Origin of the sequence: Nostoc sp. DedQUE08, from assembly GCF_034530895.1 — a bacterium.
Lineage (GTDB): Bacteria > Cyanobacteriota > Cyanobacteriia > Cyanobacteriales > Nostocaceae > Nostoc.
In genome coordinates this window covers 1-13,416 of sequence record NZ_JAVRCD010000042.1, presented here as the reverse complement: position 1 = coordinate 13,416, position 13,416 = coordinate 1, and the positions used below count along the sequence as shown (strand labels likewise).

The following is a 13,416-nucleotide window of genomic DNA, read 5'->3' as shown; positions in this document are numbered from 1 at the left end:
AATAAATTTACAAGGAGCAGGTAAATGCCAGTAATTGCGGTCGTAGATTACGAGATGGGAAATTTGCACTCAGTTTGCAAAGGGTTGGAAAAAGCTGGGGCAACTCCGAATGTTACTTATTCTCCAAAGGAATTAGAGCAGGCAGATGCTATAGTCCTACCGGGAGTGGGAGCATTCGATCCAGCAGTGCAACACCTGCGATCGCGTGGTTTAGAACAACCTATTAAAGAAGCGATCGCATCTGGTAAACCTTTTTTGGGAATTTGTTTAGGATTACAAATTCTCTTTGAATCAAGTGCCGAAGGTACTCAACCAGGGCTAGGAATTATCAAAGGAAAAGTGCGGCGGTTTCGTCCAGAAGCTGACATAACTATTCCTCATATGGGGTGGAATCAACTAGAAATCACTCAACCAAAAAGTATTTTGTGGGAGCATTTACCCTCCGATCCTTGGGTATATTTTGTCCATTCCTACTATGTTGACCCAATAGACCCGCTAATCCGTGCAGCAACTATCACTCACGGTACTCAAACCGTCACAGCTGCGATCGCTCACGAAAACCTGATGGCAGTACAATTTCACCCCGAAAAATCCTCTAATATCGGATTGCAAATCCTATCTAATTTCGTTGCTCAAGTCCGCGAAAAAATTCCTGCATAATTATTTTGTCATTTGTCCAAAGTCCAAAGTCCAATTATCAAAAATCAATGCCCAATGCTCCATGCCCAATGAATAATGAGCCTGAGAATTTACGGTAATCGCCAGCTAAAAACTTTACCAGGGAAAGAAACTAGACCCACTAGTGCGCGGGTAAGGGAGGCAGTATTTAATATTTGGCAAGGAGAAATTGCTCTTTGTCGCTGGCTAGATTTATGCGCTGGTACTGGTTCAATGGGCGCAGAGGCTTTGTGTAGAGGAGCCAGCCTAGTAATGGGAATTGAACAATCGAGCCGAGCCTGTGCCACCATCCAACAAAATTGGCAGCAGTTAACTAATGCCGACCAGCAATTTCGGGTATTGCGGGGAGATATTACCCAGCAGTTAAAGATTTTATCAGGTAAGCAGTTTGATAGAATCTACTTCGATCCACCTTATGCCAGTGGATTGTACCAGCCAGTATTAGAAGCGATCGCTCACTATCAACTTTTAGATCCTAGCGGTGAAATCGCAGTTGAACACGCCTCACAAGGTTGGACACCGCCAGAGATTCCCGCTTGGGAAATTTGCCGCCAGAAAGTTTACGGCAACACATCACTTACTTTCTACAGAATTCGGAATCAGGAATCAGGAGCAGATAAAGGAGATGAAGAAGAATATGACTCCTAACTCCTAACTCCTAACTCCTAACTCCTAACTCCTAACTCCTAACTCCTAACCCAGCACTCCCTCATCCCCCCAGCTGATTGGGGCGCTTGTATTGCTTATATGCAGCGTAAAAAAGTCCAGCGAGAGTTACGAAAACTAGACCAAGGACAATACCTGATAGCAGGGGTTCAACCACTGTAATCTCCTCTTTGTAATTATTAAATATTCGTTGCCTGTTTTTGATTTTACCAAATTTCGTATGAATCCTGCGCCCTACAGCCCTTTGGAGTGCGACTGGTCACAAAAAAATAGTCTTCTGTGCTTGCAGACACAATCAAGAACTTTTAAGCTATGTGTAGGAAATGAAAACTTTTTAGCACACCTAGACTTTCACAGCAAACCTTTTGGATAACCAGATTAACAAACCTGAAATTTTGATTCAGCGGATCGTTTTATTGACGCTGACTATACTGCTAGGAGTCCCTTTGGGCTTTTTTGGTGTTCAGTTGGTTCAAGCCTCCGATCCATACGTCAAGAGTGTTCTATCCCTAACAGGAAACCCAGTTCAAGGACACGCGATATTTCAAATTAACTGTGCTGGTTGTCATGGCTTGGAAGCAGACGGGCGAGTGGGGCCCAGTTTGCAAGCTGTTTCAAAGCACAAGTCTCGGTATGGGCTGATTCACCAAGTGATCAGTGGCGAAACACCGCCAATGCCAAAATTCCAACCTAGTCCTCAAGAAATGGCGGATCTTTTGAACTATTTAGAGTCTTTGTAGACCTAAGAATTTTTGGTTCAGAACTTTACGCAACTGGCACAAGCAATGATGTGCGAAGCGCACCGAGCACCCAAAAACTACATAGAAGGCAGCAATATCTGGACGTTTTAGTTGCTCAATTAAATAATTAAAAAGCAAATTGTGCTTGAGCTTGTAAATATCAAATACATTCTGGGTAATTAAATACTTATGTACTACTGGCTAGCGATCGCACTGTGCCAGTTGCGTAAGTCCTGTTTAGGAGCAAATTCCGTTAAGATACTTAGCCTAAGTTACAGTTTATGAAATTTAGGTTTTTATGTCGCGCGCAATACCTGCGGCGGGCTATGCGTAAGCACACCACAGATTTAGCTGAAGAGGCGAGAAACATCAACGAAACCTTCGTGAAGACTAACAATATTTGATACTTCAGAATACATACTTCCGACTTTACCTGATTGATGGGTAAATAAATTATGGCAACCTACAATTATTAATAGTTCTTGAGCGCGGGAAAATGCAACGTTAACCCGTTCTGGTTTCTTGGCAAATCCCACATCTCCTTTGCTATTGTTGCGAACCATACTGACAATTACAACAGGTCTTTCCATACCTTGAAATCTGTCTACTGTACCAGTACGAATTTCTAGCGAAGGAAAAAGTTCAGATTGCAGACGTTCATCGATTTTTCTTAATTGAGCGCCATAAAATGTAATTACAGCAATTTCTTTTTTTGGTTCCCCATTAGCAACTTTAGAAGCCCAAGTATTCTCAAACTGATGACACAAACGTTCAATCGCATTAATTTCTGGAATATTAAAGTAAGAAGTTCCATTTCGTTGCTCTAAAAATTGATTTTCTATAGGCGTTTTTACCCAAATAAGATGCTGAGATTCTTGGATGATTTCGCTTGCTAGATGATGTGCGCGTTTCGTGTCCGCCTCTACAATACCAGATTCTAGTTTACCATCATAAAACTGATTGATTGCACCCATAATAAATGGATGCATTCGATACTGTGTAGTTAGCATTTGTTTGATGCTTTCATCAGCAGATTCAAACTGACTTTTAAATAATGATTCTTCTAAAAACTGTAGTTCGTCTCGTGTATTGCCAATTGTTTGAGCTACTTCTTCTAAAGTGCTAGTATCAAGCATGGGTGGTAATTGGCGATGATCGCCTACCATTACTAGCTTTTTGCCTTTCAAAGCTGGAATTAGTAACTCTGGTGGAGTACACTTACTAACCTCATCAATGATAACGACATCAAAAGATTTGAATTCTTCTGAAAAACCTCTATTTGCAGCCTGAACACAAGTGATACCAACGACATTAGCATTATCTAAATAAATGCGCCTTAAATCGTCCCTATCGCCTTCAGTTGGCTCTCTTAATTTTCCTATCCAATCTTGAACAAAATTATGATATTTATTGAGATAAGTTTCGTCTATCTGGAGTTGTTGCTGCCAAGATTCAAACTGAGTATTGATATTGCGTAAAAACTCTATACTAAATAAGTCGGCTTGGGAATTTTCTGGTTTAAATTTATCAGGTATTGTTTGCCATTCTGTCAACCACCAGCTTCGTTCTTCTCTTAGGTTTCCTGATGGCTGCGGTTGTGACTTCTGATCTATTTCACGTAAATTAGTTTGTAATTTTTGTAGATGCTGTATAGAAGTTTCAGTTTCTTCTTGTAACTTTGATAAATGCTCATTTAGAGAATGTTTAATTATCTCTATTACGGCAAAAGGTTCTAATAATGAGATTAAGGTTTCAAGCTGACTAATGGAAGTTTCCCAGTAATTTACTTGATTTGCAAATTCTTGGGGATGCTCCCAAATATTTGATTGTGTTGCCAGATATTTTTCAACTAAAATACGTAATTGAGAAGGGATATTTTTTTGATTAAGCTCTTGCAAGATATTAATCACTTGTCCTAGTTGGAAATTAGCATCCTGCTGTGCTTTTTCTACCTCAGCTTGAGTAATAGATATTTGCTGTTGGCTAACTTTATTTTTCTGAAGTTCATTTAATTGTCCTTGTAGATGCTGAAGTTGTTGCTCGGTTTCCGTTTTGACTTTTAAAACGCATTGACGCGCATTTGCAAGGATAATATCTAACAATTCTTGTGTAATACGGGTGAGAGTAGAGTCGATATTATTCCATTCCCATGATGTACCATAAGTCCGTTGCATTCTAATTAAGAAAACCTGGGTATTCTCAACCAGTAATTTTCGTTGTTTGGGGTTGAGTAGCTGATAATTGTTAAACTGTTGATAGGTTTCTTGCCATTGAGTGCGATCGCTTTTTGATAGCACCATTGGAATCTGACTAAAATTTTCTTGTAAAAAATAGCTAAAATTATGCTGTTTACCCCGCCTGTCAGTAAAACCTCCGTCTATTTCATAAGCGATCGCCTTTGCTAATACTTCCCATTCAGGTAGATTTATTTTATGATTGTTTGGTAAGATTGGGACTTTTAATGTATTAGCAAACATCAATAAACCTAGCGGTAAGTCAACTAAATTTTCTGTGAGTGGTATAACTGATTGATAACAATCTTTTAAAGTTTGATAGAGATGAGAAGGTGCTGTAGCTTTCCATTCTTTAACTGCTGAGATAATGTAATCTATTTCCCGTTTGCGGTTTTGCCATATCTGGATTGTTTGCTGTATATTTTGCAGCTTGGTAAGATATTGCTGATAATCTGGTTGTAACTGATTTAACGAGGCGAAATTTTGTTTGATAACCTCCACTGATGCTGCAACTTCTAAGATGGCTTTACTTGCTTCTTGAGCATCAGTCAAAGAAGTTTTAAATCCAGAAATTTCTATTGCTACAGTTTTACGCAACCAAGCCGCTAAACCAAAAGCACCAAGCGCCGGACGCACAAAGCCAAGCTCATCAGTATATTTGATGATTTTACGAACATTTGCTAAAAACTCTTCTACTAAACTGTTACCTTCTGTGTAGGGTTTAAGAAGTGGCAATAAATTTGTAACTTCTGAAGCTTCCCAGTTGATATTTGGTAAAGTCTTTAATATATTTTCTAATTTGGCAATTAGTGATTCAACCTCGTTCTGTTTATCTACATTTTCGTTGTAATCTTTTTCTTGATTTTGAAAGTTTACCTCTAGTTTTATCTTATTTTCATTGAATTTAGTTTGTTGCTGATTAAATTCTTCCTCTGCTTGTAAATAAGCGGTAAATCTTTGTGATGATGCCAGCAATTGAGTGAAAATTTTAATATTTTCCAGCCGTTGAGTCAGATTATTTTCGCAGTCAGTTGCAGTATTTTCTAGCCATCTGCCAATCACTTGGTCTTCTAAAAATGGCTGTCCTTCTTCCCCAACTTTTTCGGCTTTCCCCTTGCGTACAGCGCGAATTACTGGGTTGTGAACTAATCGACTCAGGGCGTTATCTACTGCTAAATTGGCTTGAGAAGCAATTAGAGTGCGTCCCCCGCGAAGGGCAATTTGATAGCAAATCTCCGCAATTACGGTAGTTTTCCCAGTACCTGGTGGCCCTTGGATGAGAACAAGATCCTTTGCGGCAAGTACCTTCTCCACTGCTGCTTTCTGCCCAGGATTTGCAGAAGATAATAATAAATCTTGTGGTTGCAGTTCAACAGTTGTTTTGATCTGTCTAGCTTGAGAAGCATCGAATAAAAAGTTACCCAAATAGGGATTTTGAGTATAACCATTATTCAAATCATCTAAAGCTTTTTTCTTGCGCTGAATCTGTTGAATATCACCAACTGCCTCGAAACACAAAAATCCTGTATCTGGCAACTTATAACGCTCTGTTGCCATGAATTCAGCCAAATCGCGTTCTAATCTGAGGCTGATAATACAACGGTTGGGATCGATTTCTTCAACAGTCCCTAATTGACGACCGCTAATCCAATTTTTACCAACGGGAGCAGTTTCAAAAAGTTTTAAATCTTCGTTTTTTGTGCCTCTTGCTCGTTCCCAAAAATTATCTACTTCGAGGGAATTTTGATAAAAGCCGTCAAGGGTGGCTGAGTTTAGATCAATTTCAAAACTGATTCGTCTTTTGAAGTTATAGTTATGACTTACGTAACGCACACAAAATTGACGCGCTTTCGCGATTTTTTCTTCAATTTGCAAAAATGCTTTCCAAGCTTTTAGCTGATCTTCTGTAGGTATATGGTCGCCACAAACTGGCGCGGTAGCGATGCGCTTCAATGTCGCTGGCGGAATATCGAGATGATGCTGATGATTAGCCAGTAAACGCAAGCGACAAGCTATGGCATAGCTGTCGGCGTGTCCCCGTGAGAGTTGTAACAATTGAGCCGAAAGTATTTTTATACCGTCGCGTCCATCTTTTTGTACAGCTGCTCTAAATCCTAATGTTTTTCTGAGCTTGTCAAGTCTTGCGGGTAATGGAAAATCATCGGAGTCTGTTGCTATTGTCAAATCCCAGATTTCCTCTCTTGTTTCTTTCCCCGCACCTTTGCGACGCACATAAAATAGAGAAGGCTTTTTACCGACACATTCATACATTAACTGATTGGCGCGATCGCGCCGCTCCCTAAAATCGGAATATGATTTCAAGGCAGCCTCACCTTCAAGATGGCGGATAAAGCTATCAATTGCTGAAGCTATAAATGTATAGCCCCAATCTTCAGAGGTTGTTTTAGTTTTTAAGGATTTTGCTGTTAGTTTATTTACCGCTAGACGAATGCGTTCTCCATCTGATTCTGAGATTGTACTAGTATGGCTTTTGACTACAATTTTGAGTTTTTCACAAATTACTAATAGCTTTTTGCTATCTAAATTTAATTCTTTTGCTAGTTCGTATATTCTGAGTTTGCCGTTGTTCATCCAGTACTGCCAATGCCTTCAAAATAGGGTTTAAATTTAAACGCAAAGAGGCGCAAAGGTAAGCGCAGAGGAGCGCAAAGTTTATTTTAGTCCTATTCGCTACGAATTAAATTTGGCAATACTCTGCGTACCTTTGCGTTTACTTTGCGTTCCTCTGCGTTTAAAAACTTTACGATTTTGGCTAGTATTGCCCACTAAATGACTATAGTTTATAGTGACGGTAAACTTCACTAGCAGCCCGATGTAGCAGGGAATGCCGCCATACTAAAGATTTCATATCATCAGCGTAACCGCCGCCAATAACGCAGGCGACTGGATAACCGCTACTCATACAGGTACTCAGAACCTGCATTTCTCTGCGAAAAATGCCAGCATCAGTTAAGGCTAATTTGCCCAAGCGATCGCCTATATGAGGGTCAACGCCTGCATCATAAAATACTAAGTCTGGCTTGACTTTAGACAATAAATCTGATAAATAATTCGCCAAGGTTTGTAAATAAGCGTCATCTTCCATTCCTATCGGCAAAGGAACATCCAAATCGCTGTTTTGTTTCGTACCGGGGAAATTGACTTCGCAGTGCATGGAGAAAGTAAAAACGCTGTCGTCGTCTTGGAAGATAAAAGCTGTACCGTCTCCTTGATGGACATCCAAATCGACAATCAGGATTTTTTGGACGAGTCCGAATTTTTGTAAAACGCGACAAGCGATCGCTAAATCGTTGAAAATACAAAAACCAGACCCATAACTGGGAAAGGCATGGTGAGTTCCACCAGCCGTATTACAGGCTAAACCCTGACTTAGTGCCAGTTTTGCAGTCAGTATCGTACCACCTACCGCTACACAAGTACGATTTGCTAGTGCTGGACTCCAAGGTAAACCAATGCGACGTTGTGCTTTGGGGTCTAGGGTTCCTTCGCAATAAGCTTGAACGTAGCTTGGAGTATGGACTAACTCTATCAATTCTAGTAGCGGACGTTCAGGAGTGTGAAATTGTTCTTGATTCGCTACACCATCAGCTAACAGCAATTCGTAGAGTTGTCGGAACTTAGACATCGGGAAACGATGTCCTTCAGGTAGAGGAGCAATGTAATCTGGGTGGTAAATAATTGGCAAGTCCATAAGGAAAGAAAATCTCAAGCAGATAATCCGGCAAATAACAAGGTAAAATTTAGCCATAATTGCAGCAATAGTGCTGTTATCCTAAAATGTAAAACTCCAAATTTAAAATTTATATGATGGAATGGATTACGCCGATAGTGTTTATTGTATCTGGCTTTCTGGCTGGAATAATTGGTGAAAAAGTTATCTTTAAAAAACTAGAAACATTCGTTACTAATAAACGAATTGCCGGGAGTAAAATTCTATTTCACTCTCTACACCGGATGACTTTTCTTTGGTTTGTCATTGGCGGTTTTTTTTGGGCAGTTCTGAGCGCTCCCCTCAAGCCAAATGTTGCCATCGTACTGCAAAAAATTCTGACGATGGCATTTCTATATTCAATAACTTTAGTCTTGGCTAAATTGACTGCTGGTTTCCTGAATTTATATATTCGCAGAGCAGAAGGGATTCCCACATCACTAATTTCTAACCTTGCTAAGATTACTGTTTTAGTTTTAGGAACATTAATCATCTTGCAAACGGTAGGCGTTCAAATTACACCAATAGTCACAACTTTAGGTATTGGTGGTCTAGCAGTTGGTTTGGCACTTCAAGACACACTTGCAAATTTGTTTTCTGGTTTTTACTTAGTTATTTCTAAGCAAGTTAGAACCGGAGACTATGTAAAATTAGATGCTGGTCATGAGGGATATGTTATAGATATTTCTTGGCGGAATACGACAATTAAAGAAATTTCCAATAATATAGTCATTGTTCCTAATTCTAAGTTGTCTTCGGCTATTTTCACCAATTATCATTTACCTGCAAAGGAAATTACTTTAACAATGGATGTGGGTGTCAGTTATGATAGCGATTTAGAACAAGTTGAAAAAGTGACTGTAGAAGTTGCTAAAGAAGTTATGCAAGAAATTGCACCAGAATTAAAAGAAAATGAACCATATATCAGATTTCATACTTTTAATGATTTTAGTATAGATTTTACGCTTTATATGCGGGTAAGTGAATACTTCGATCAGCGGATTGGGAAACATCTATTTGTCAAAAAATTACACAAACGCTATCAGCAAGCAGGAATTCAAATTCCTTTTCCGATTAGAGAAGTATATATGCAAGATAATTCAGCTATGGAAAAAAATTAGTAGTTGCCATGTTAGTTTAATAACATGGCAAGCAGTATCTGTCCTCGAATTTAAATTGCTAATGCTCGTTTTTCTAATGGTAGTTCAAAGCGATCGCCTGGTTTTGGCTCAAATACCCGCGTCGAAAGATTGTTCTTTTCTAATAACGAACAAAATTCCTCAGCACTTCCTTTAGTTTGAATGAGTTTCATCAGCAAGCCCTCAAAGGACACATCCCCACCAGCAGCAGTAGGTATTATTACTTGAGGATGTAATGATTTGACGACTTCTAAAGCACTATTTTGTCCTTTAATAATCGGCCCAAGCAAAGGTAGCGTCATATCAATAAACGGCGTAATCACTACATCGATAGGTGCAGATTGCTGAAGTTGTGGAGAATGATACCCGTGAGGCTCGTAGTATACAGTTAAACCACTTTCCAATTCTTTGAGGAGATAACTATTTTCTACCAGAGTCGGGCCAATTGGAGAGCCGGGGAAAGCCTTGATTTCTACTTGATTATTTAAAGTGAAAGTTTCACCATGAGCCAATACTGTTACTTGGGTGTAATCTAACTGCTGTACTACCTTAGCAGCATTGGGAGAAGCTACAACCTTGATGCTGCGATCTAACAGCTTGAGCGTTGGTGGGTGAGTATGGTCTTCTAAACCCTGAGATAGCAGGATCAAATCAATATTATCTGGGATTGGACGATTTTGCGATCGCGAACCTTTAAATAACCAATCCAAATTGCTAAAAATCAACGAACCAACCAGCCAAGGGTCAATTAGTATTCGTTGTCCGCCAATTTCCAGCAGCCAAGAGTTGCTGTCTAACCAAGTTAGAAACATAAACTTATGTGAAGATAACGCCTACCTTCATTATCAATGATGTCAGCTTTATTGCAGGCATTGAAGTTACTACTGCGTTCTCACCACAGAGCGATCGTAATTTCAATTATAGTAATTTTTACCTATAGCTCTAAAGATCATCTCCCCAGATCCAACGATAAAATAAGTAACACATCTTCAACCGATAAACTAAGAGTACTGGCAATCTGTTCTATACTCAAGCCTAACTCCAATAATCTAGGTATTGCATCCTGTCGCGCTTGTTCTGCTTCTTGTCGCGCTTGTTCTGTTTCTTTATGACTTAACAATTTTCTCCCAGTTTGGGGGTTAAAAAACCGCAATTCTCCGTCAATCAATCTGAGGTCTAAACCCAATACTTCACTGTGAATAGACGAGACACCATCGGGTAAAAAGTTGGATGTAATCGGTTGATATTTGCCCTCCAATAAATAAGAACCCTTTAGTCGTGGATTGAGGTAATCTCCGGTTGGGTCATACTGAAAATACTCTTGCACACCTAAAAGTGAATATTTCTTGGGTTTATCCTCTTCATCGTTTTCTTGGGTGCTTGCAGAAGTGATTTCCAAAATAAAATTAGGGACTTTACCCCCTTCTTCCCAAACCTTGTAGCTGACGCGCTTTTTCTTGTCTACCTCAAATACCACAAAGACATCAGGAGCAATCACAGCGCTAGGAATGCCCTTTTTGTAGTAAACAAATAGATTCCCTGATACGTAAACATCACTTCGGTCTTGGAAATAAATGTCTAAGGCTTCTACAGCATAAATTAGATAATCCCGTGCTGGATCGCTCTCTGCCATTGGTTTACCATCAGAACTGAGGTAGATAATTTCGGTCTTGAGTTGGTTAGCAGAAAGGGTCATGGTCGCTTCTCTCCGAGACGCTATGCGTAGCAAGATCCCCAAAGGGGTACGCTCCAATTCAAAATAGGTTATAGGGCAAAGACTTTAACTCAACTGGAACTGATTTTAAAATAGCATTTTGTTGAAACTTCATTTTAGGTCAGAGAAAATTACTATATTTGAAGAAAGACTTTATTAATCTTAATAATGACTGTAACTACACAACCGCTTGCAACTCAAGACGCCTTTGAAAAATTTATTTGGACTTGGCAGGGTTACAAAATTCAGTACACTGTCATGGGTACAGGACGCCCTTTGGTTCTGGTTCACGGCTTTGGCGCTTCCATTGGACACTGGCGCAAAAATATCCCGGTTTTAGCTGATGCTGGCTACCAGGTATTTGCCATAGACCTTTTGGGTTTTGGTGGTTCCGATAAAGCGCCCATTGATTACAGTGTGGAAGTTTGGGTGGAACTGCTGAAAGATTTCTGCACAGCACACATACACGAACCTGCTGTATTTATTGGCAACTCCATCGGCGCACTTTTGAGCTTGATTGTACTGGTAGAACATCCAGAAATCGCGGCTGGTGGTATTTTAATTAACTCTGCGGGTGGATTGAGCCATCGTCCTCACGAATTGAACCCACCGCTACGGATGGTGATGGCAGCTTTTAATCGGTTTGTGCGATCGCCAATTACAGGTAAATTGGTCTATAATCGCATCCGCCAAAAAGCCCAAATTCGCCGCACTCTGTACCAAGTTTACCGGAACCGTGAAGCTGTCACCGATGAATTAGTTGATCTACTTTATACTCCCTCTTGCGACCCAGGAGCGCAACAAGTCTTCGCATCTATACTCACAGCCCCTCCTGGCCCAAGCCCAGAGGAACTTTTGCCCAAAGTAGAACGTCCTTTATTAGTAATTTGGGGTGCTGACGACCCTTGGACACCAATTACCGGGGCCAAGATTTACGAAAAGGCACGGGAGAATGGCAAAGATATCAAAATTGTTCCCATTCCCAATGCCGGTCATTGTCCTCACGATGAGGTTCCAGAGGTTGTCAATGCCCAGATTGTCCATTGGCTAGCGCAAAGGTGATAATTTCGCCTTTGTGCCGATATGTATTAGCCCAAGCAGGGTAAAAATGGGGCTAACAATCTGGGTGAGTGGATCTTAATCTTTTAATTGCGCCTTGACATAATCAAACTCGTATGATGTGTGAAATGGAGCTTGATATGCGTAATGGAGATAAAGGGGTAATACCCTTAAATCACCATCCAGATTTTTCAGAACTTGGCTATCAAGTCATCAGCGAACTAGGACGCAACCGAGAAGGGGGACGGATTACTTATCTAGCTAATGTTTTCAAATCTAATCAACAGGTGGTAATTAAAGAGTTTTGTTTTGCTCGTGCAGGTGCAGATTTATCAGGTGTGAAAGCATATCAGCGCGAAATAGAAATCTTGCAACAACTGAATCATTCTCGCATTCCTCGCTATATAGATTGCTTTGAAATGCCAGGGGCTTTTTATCTGGTGCAGGAATATAAAAATGCCCCATCCTTGGGATTAAAACGCAGCTTTCATCCTGAAGAAATTAAGCAAATTGCTCTGTCAATCTTAGAAATTTTGGTTTATCTGCAAAAGCAAGTTCCCCCAATTATTCATCGGGATATTAAGCCAGAGAATATTTTGGTTGATAAAGAACTAAATGCTTACCTGGTTGATTTTGGATTGGCTAGAAGACAGGGTGCGAAAGTAGCTCTGAGCAGCTTTATAGCCGGAACTCTAGGTTTTATGCCACCAGAGGAACAGTTTGGTCATTCTCTGACAGAGGCATCAGATTTATATAGTTTAGGAGCAACACTAATTTGCTTACTTACTAATACCCGTTCTGTTGAGATTGGCAAATTAATTGATGATAACTATCGCTTTAATTTCCAGCAATTAGTTCCTCAAATTAGTCCGCGTTTCCGATGGTGGTTGATGAAAATGGTGGAACGTAACCGAAAACGCCGCTATGCTAATGCAGCTATTGCTTTTAAAGCACTTGGGACAATTGAGGTTGTTGGTAGTGCGACTGGGTTAGATAATTTCATCAGTACAATCAAACCTAGAAAACGAGCGACTTTGCTGGGACTAGCTACTTTTGTTACACTGACTGCGGTTGCAGGAACTTTGATAAGTTATCAGCCTGGTAATACAGTTAGGCAATTACTGGAAGCTAGAGAATGTCAAAGCTTTGATTTAAGCTCTGATTGCCAAGAAAAAATCGGAAATTAAGATTAATTAGGTTGCATCTGGCTTAGAGTTACAACGGTTTTCAATTGAATAGACTACACGCATAGGGACACAATATATTGTGTCCCTAAAATTATGTGTATTCCACGCTTGTAAAAATTGCTGGAATTTGCATGAGTATCCAATACTCGTCAACGGAGATAAAAGGTGGATGAATCCAGTTCAAACACTCGTCAACGGAGATAAAAGGTGGATTAATCCAGTTCAAATACTCGTTAACGGAGATAAAAGGTGGATGAATCCAGTTCAAA

11 protein-coding genes are annotated in these 13,416 nt (G+C 40.0%); 6 read left to right on the top strand and 5 right to left on the bottom strand.

The window, feature by feature from the left end; all coding sequences use genetic code 11:
* Window positions 1-24 precede the first annotated feature (24 nt).
* Together hisH and rsmD are read left to right on the top strand one after the other, a co-directional pair.
* Window positions 25-660, top strand: coding sequence for an imidazole glycerol phosphate synthase subunit HisH (gene hisH, locus RMY64_RS24505; RefSeq protein WP_322674225.1), 636 nt, complete (start codon window positions 25-27; stop codon window positions 658-660).
* Between the two features lie 75 nt (window positions 661-735).
* Window positions 736-1,326 (top strand): 16S rRNA (guanine(966)-N(2))-methyltransferase RsmD, encoded by a 591-nt coding sequence (rsmD, locus tag RMY64_RS24500; RefSeq protein ID WP_322701364.1) that lies wholly within the window; start codon window positions 736-738, stop codon window positions 1,324-1,326.
* A gap of 61 nt (window positions 1,327-1,387) precedes the next feature.
* On the opposite strand, the gene petG is transcribed toward rsmD, so the two are convergent.
* Window positions 1,388-1,501: a cytochrome b6-f complex subunit V gene (gene petG / locus RMY64_RS24495; protein ID WP_063721252.1), complete on the bottom strand. Its 114-nt coding sequence runs from the start codon at window positions 1,499-1,501 to the stop codon at window positions 1,388-1,390.
* 208 nt (window positions 1,502-1,709) lie between these two features.
* Here petG and RMY64_RS24490 point away from each other — a divergent pair, with 208 nt between their 5' ends.
* A complete protein-coding gene (locus RMY64_RS24490) occupies window positions 1,710-2,084 on the top strand; it encodes a cytochrome c (RefSeq protein WP_322674223.1) in 375 nt (124 codons plus the stop codon).
* A gap of 347 nt (window positions 2,085-2,431) precedes the next feature.
* Here RMY64_RS24490 and RMY64_RS24485 read toward each other — a convergent pair whose 3' ends face one another.
* Together RMY64_RS24485 and RMY64_RS24480 are read right to left on the bottom strand one after the other, a co-directional pair.
* Entirely contained in the window at window positions 2,432-6,910 is a 4,479-nt protein-coding gene (locus RMY64_RS24485) for a translation initiation factor IF-2 N-terminal domain-containing protein (protein ID WP_322701363.1), read from the bottom strand.
* Window positions 6,911-7,112: 202 nt separating this feature from the next.
* A complete protein-coding gene (locus RMY64_RS24480; RefSeq protein ID WP_322674221.1) occupies window positions 7,113-8,030 on the bottom strand; it encodes a histone deacetylase in 918 nt (305 codons plus the stop codon).
* Between the two features lie 113 nt (window positions 8,031-8,143).
* On the opposite strand from RMY64_RS24480, the gene RMY64_RS24475 reads away from it, so the two are divergent.
* Window positions 8,144-9,169, top strand: a complete 1,026-nt coding sequence (locus tag RMY64_RS24475) for a mechanosensitive ion channel family protein (RefSeq protein ID WP_322674220.1) — start codon at window positions 8,144-8,146, stop codon at window positions 9,167-9,169.
* 50 nt (window positions 9,170-9,219) lie between these two features.
* Here the strand turns inward: RMY64_RS24475 and RMY64_RS24470 are convergent, their stop codons facing one another.
* Together RMY64_RS24470 and RMY64_RS24465 are read right to left on the bottom strand one after the other, a co-directional pair.
* Window positions 9,220-9,999, bottom strand: coding sequence for an MBL fold metallo-hydrolase (locus RMY64_RS24470; RefSeq protein ID WP_322674219.1), 780 nt, complete (start codon window positions 9,997-9,999; stop codon window positions 9,220-9,222).
* A gap of 137 nt (window positions 10,000-10,136) precedes the next feature.
* On the bottom strand, window positions 10,137-10,883 hold the full coding sequence (locus tag RMY64_RS24465; protein WP_322701362.1) for a Uma2 family endonuclease: 747 nt from the start codon (window positions 10,881-10,883) through the stop codon (window positions 10,137-10,139).
* 186 nt (window positions 10,884-11,069) lie between these two features.
* Between RMY64_RS24465 and RMY64_RS24460 the strand changes: the two genes are divergently transcribed.
* Together RMY64_RS24460 and RMY64_RS24455 are read left to right on the top strand one after the other, a co-directional pair.
* Window positions 11,070-11,963, top strand: a complete 894-nt coding sequence (locus RMY64_RS24460; protein WP_322701361.1) for an alpha/beta fold hydrolase — start codon at window positions 11,070-11,072, stop codon at window positions 11,961-11,963.
* 125 nt (window positions 11,964-12,088) lie between these two features.
* Complete coding sequence (locus RMY64_RS24455) at window positions 12,089-13,147, top strand: serine/threonine-protein kinase (RefSeq protein WP_322701360.1); 1,059 nt, start codon at window positions 12,089-12,091, stop codon at window positions 13,145-13,147.
* Window positions 13,148-13,416: the final 269 nt, after the last annotated feature.

Bases quoted from the DNA above. Each gene is read 5' to 3' on its own strand.
- rsmD (WP_322701364.1), top strand. From the start codon at position 736: ATGAGCCTGAGAATTTACGGTAATCGCCAGCTAAAAACTTTACCAGGG.
- RMY64_RS24465 (WP_322701362.1), bottom strand. From the start codon at position 10,883: ATGACCCTTTCTGCTAACCAACTCAAGACCGAAATTATCTACCTCAGT.
- RMY64_RS24455 (WP_322701360.1), top strand. From the start codon at position 12,089: ATGGAGCTTGATATGCGTAATGGAGATAAAGGGGTAATACCCTTAAAT.
- RMY64_RS24485 (WP_322701363.1), bottom strand. From the start codon at position 6,910: ATGAACAACGGCAAACTCAGAATATACGAACTAGCAAAAGAATTAAAT.
- RMY64_RS24475 (WP_322674220.1), top strand. From the start codon at position 8,144: ATGATGGAATGGATTACGCCGATAGTGTTTATTGTATCTGGCTTTCTG.
- RMY64_RS24480 (WP_322674221.1), bottom strand. From the start codon at position 8,030: ATGGACTTGCCAATTATTTACCACCCAGATTACATTGCTCCTCTACCT.
- hisH (WP_322674225.1), top strand. From the start codon at position 25: ATGCCAGTAATTGCGGTCGTAGATTACGAGATGGGAAATTTGCACTCA.
- RMY64_RS24470 (WP_322674219.1), bottom strand. From the start codon at position 9,999: ATGTTTCTAACTTGGTTAGACAGCAACTCTTGGCTGCTGGAAATTGGC.
- RMY64_RS24460 (WP_322701361.1), top strand. From the start codon at position 11,070: ATGACTGTAACTACACAACCGCTTGCAACTCAAGACGCCTTTGAAAAA.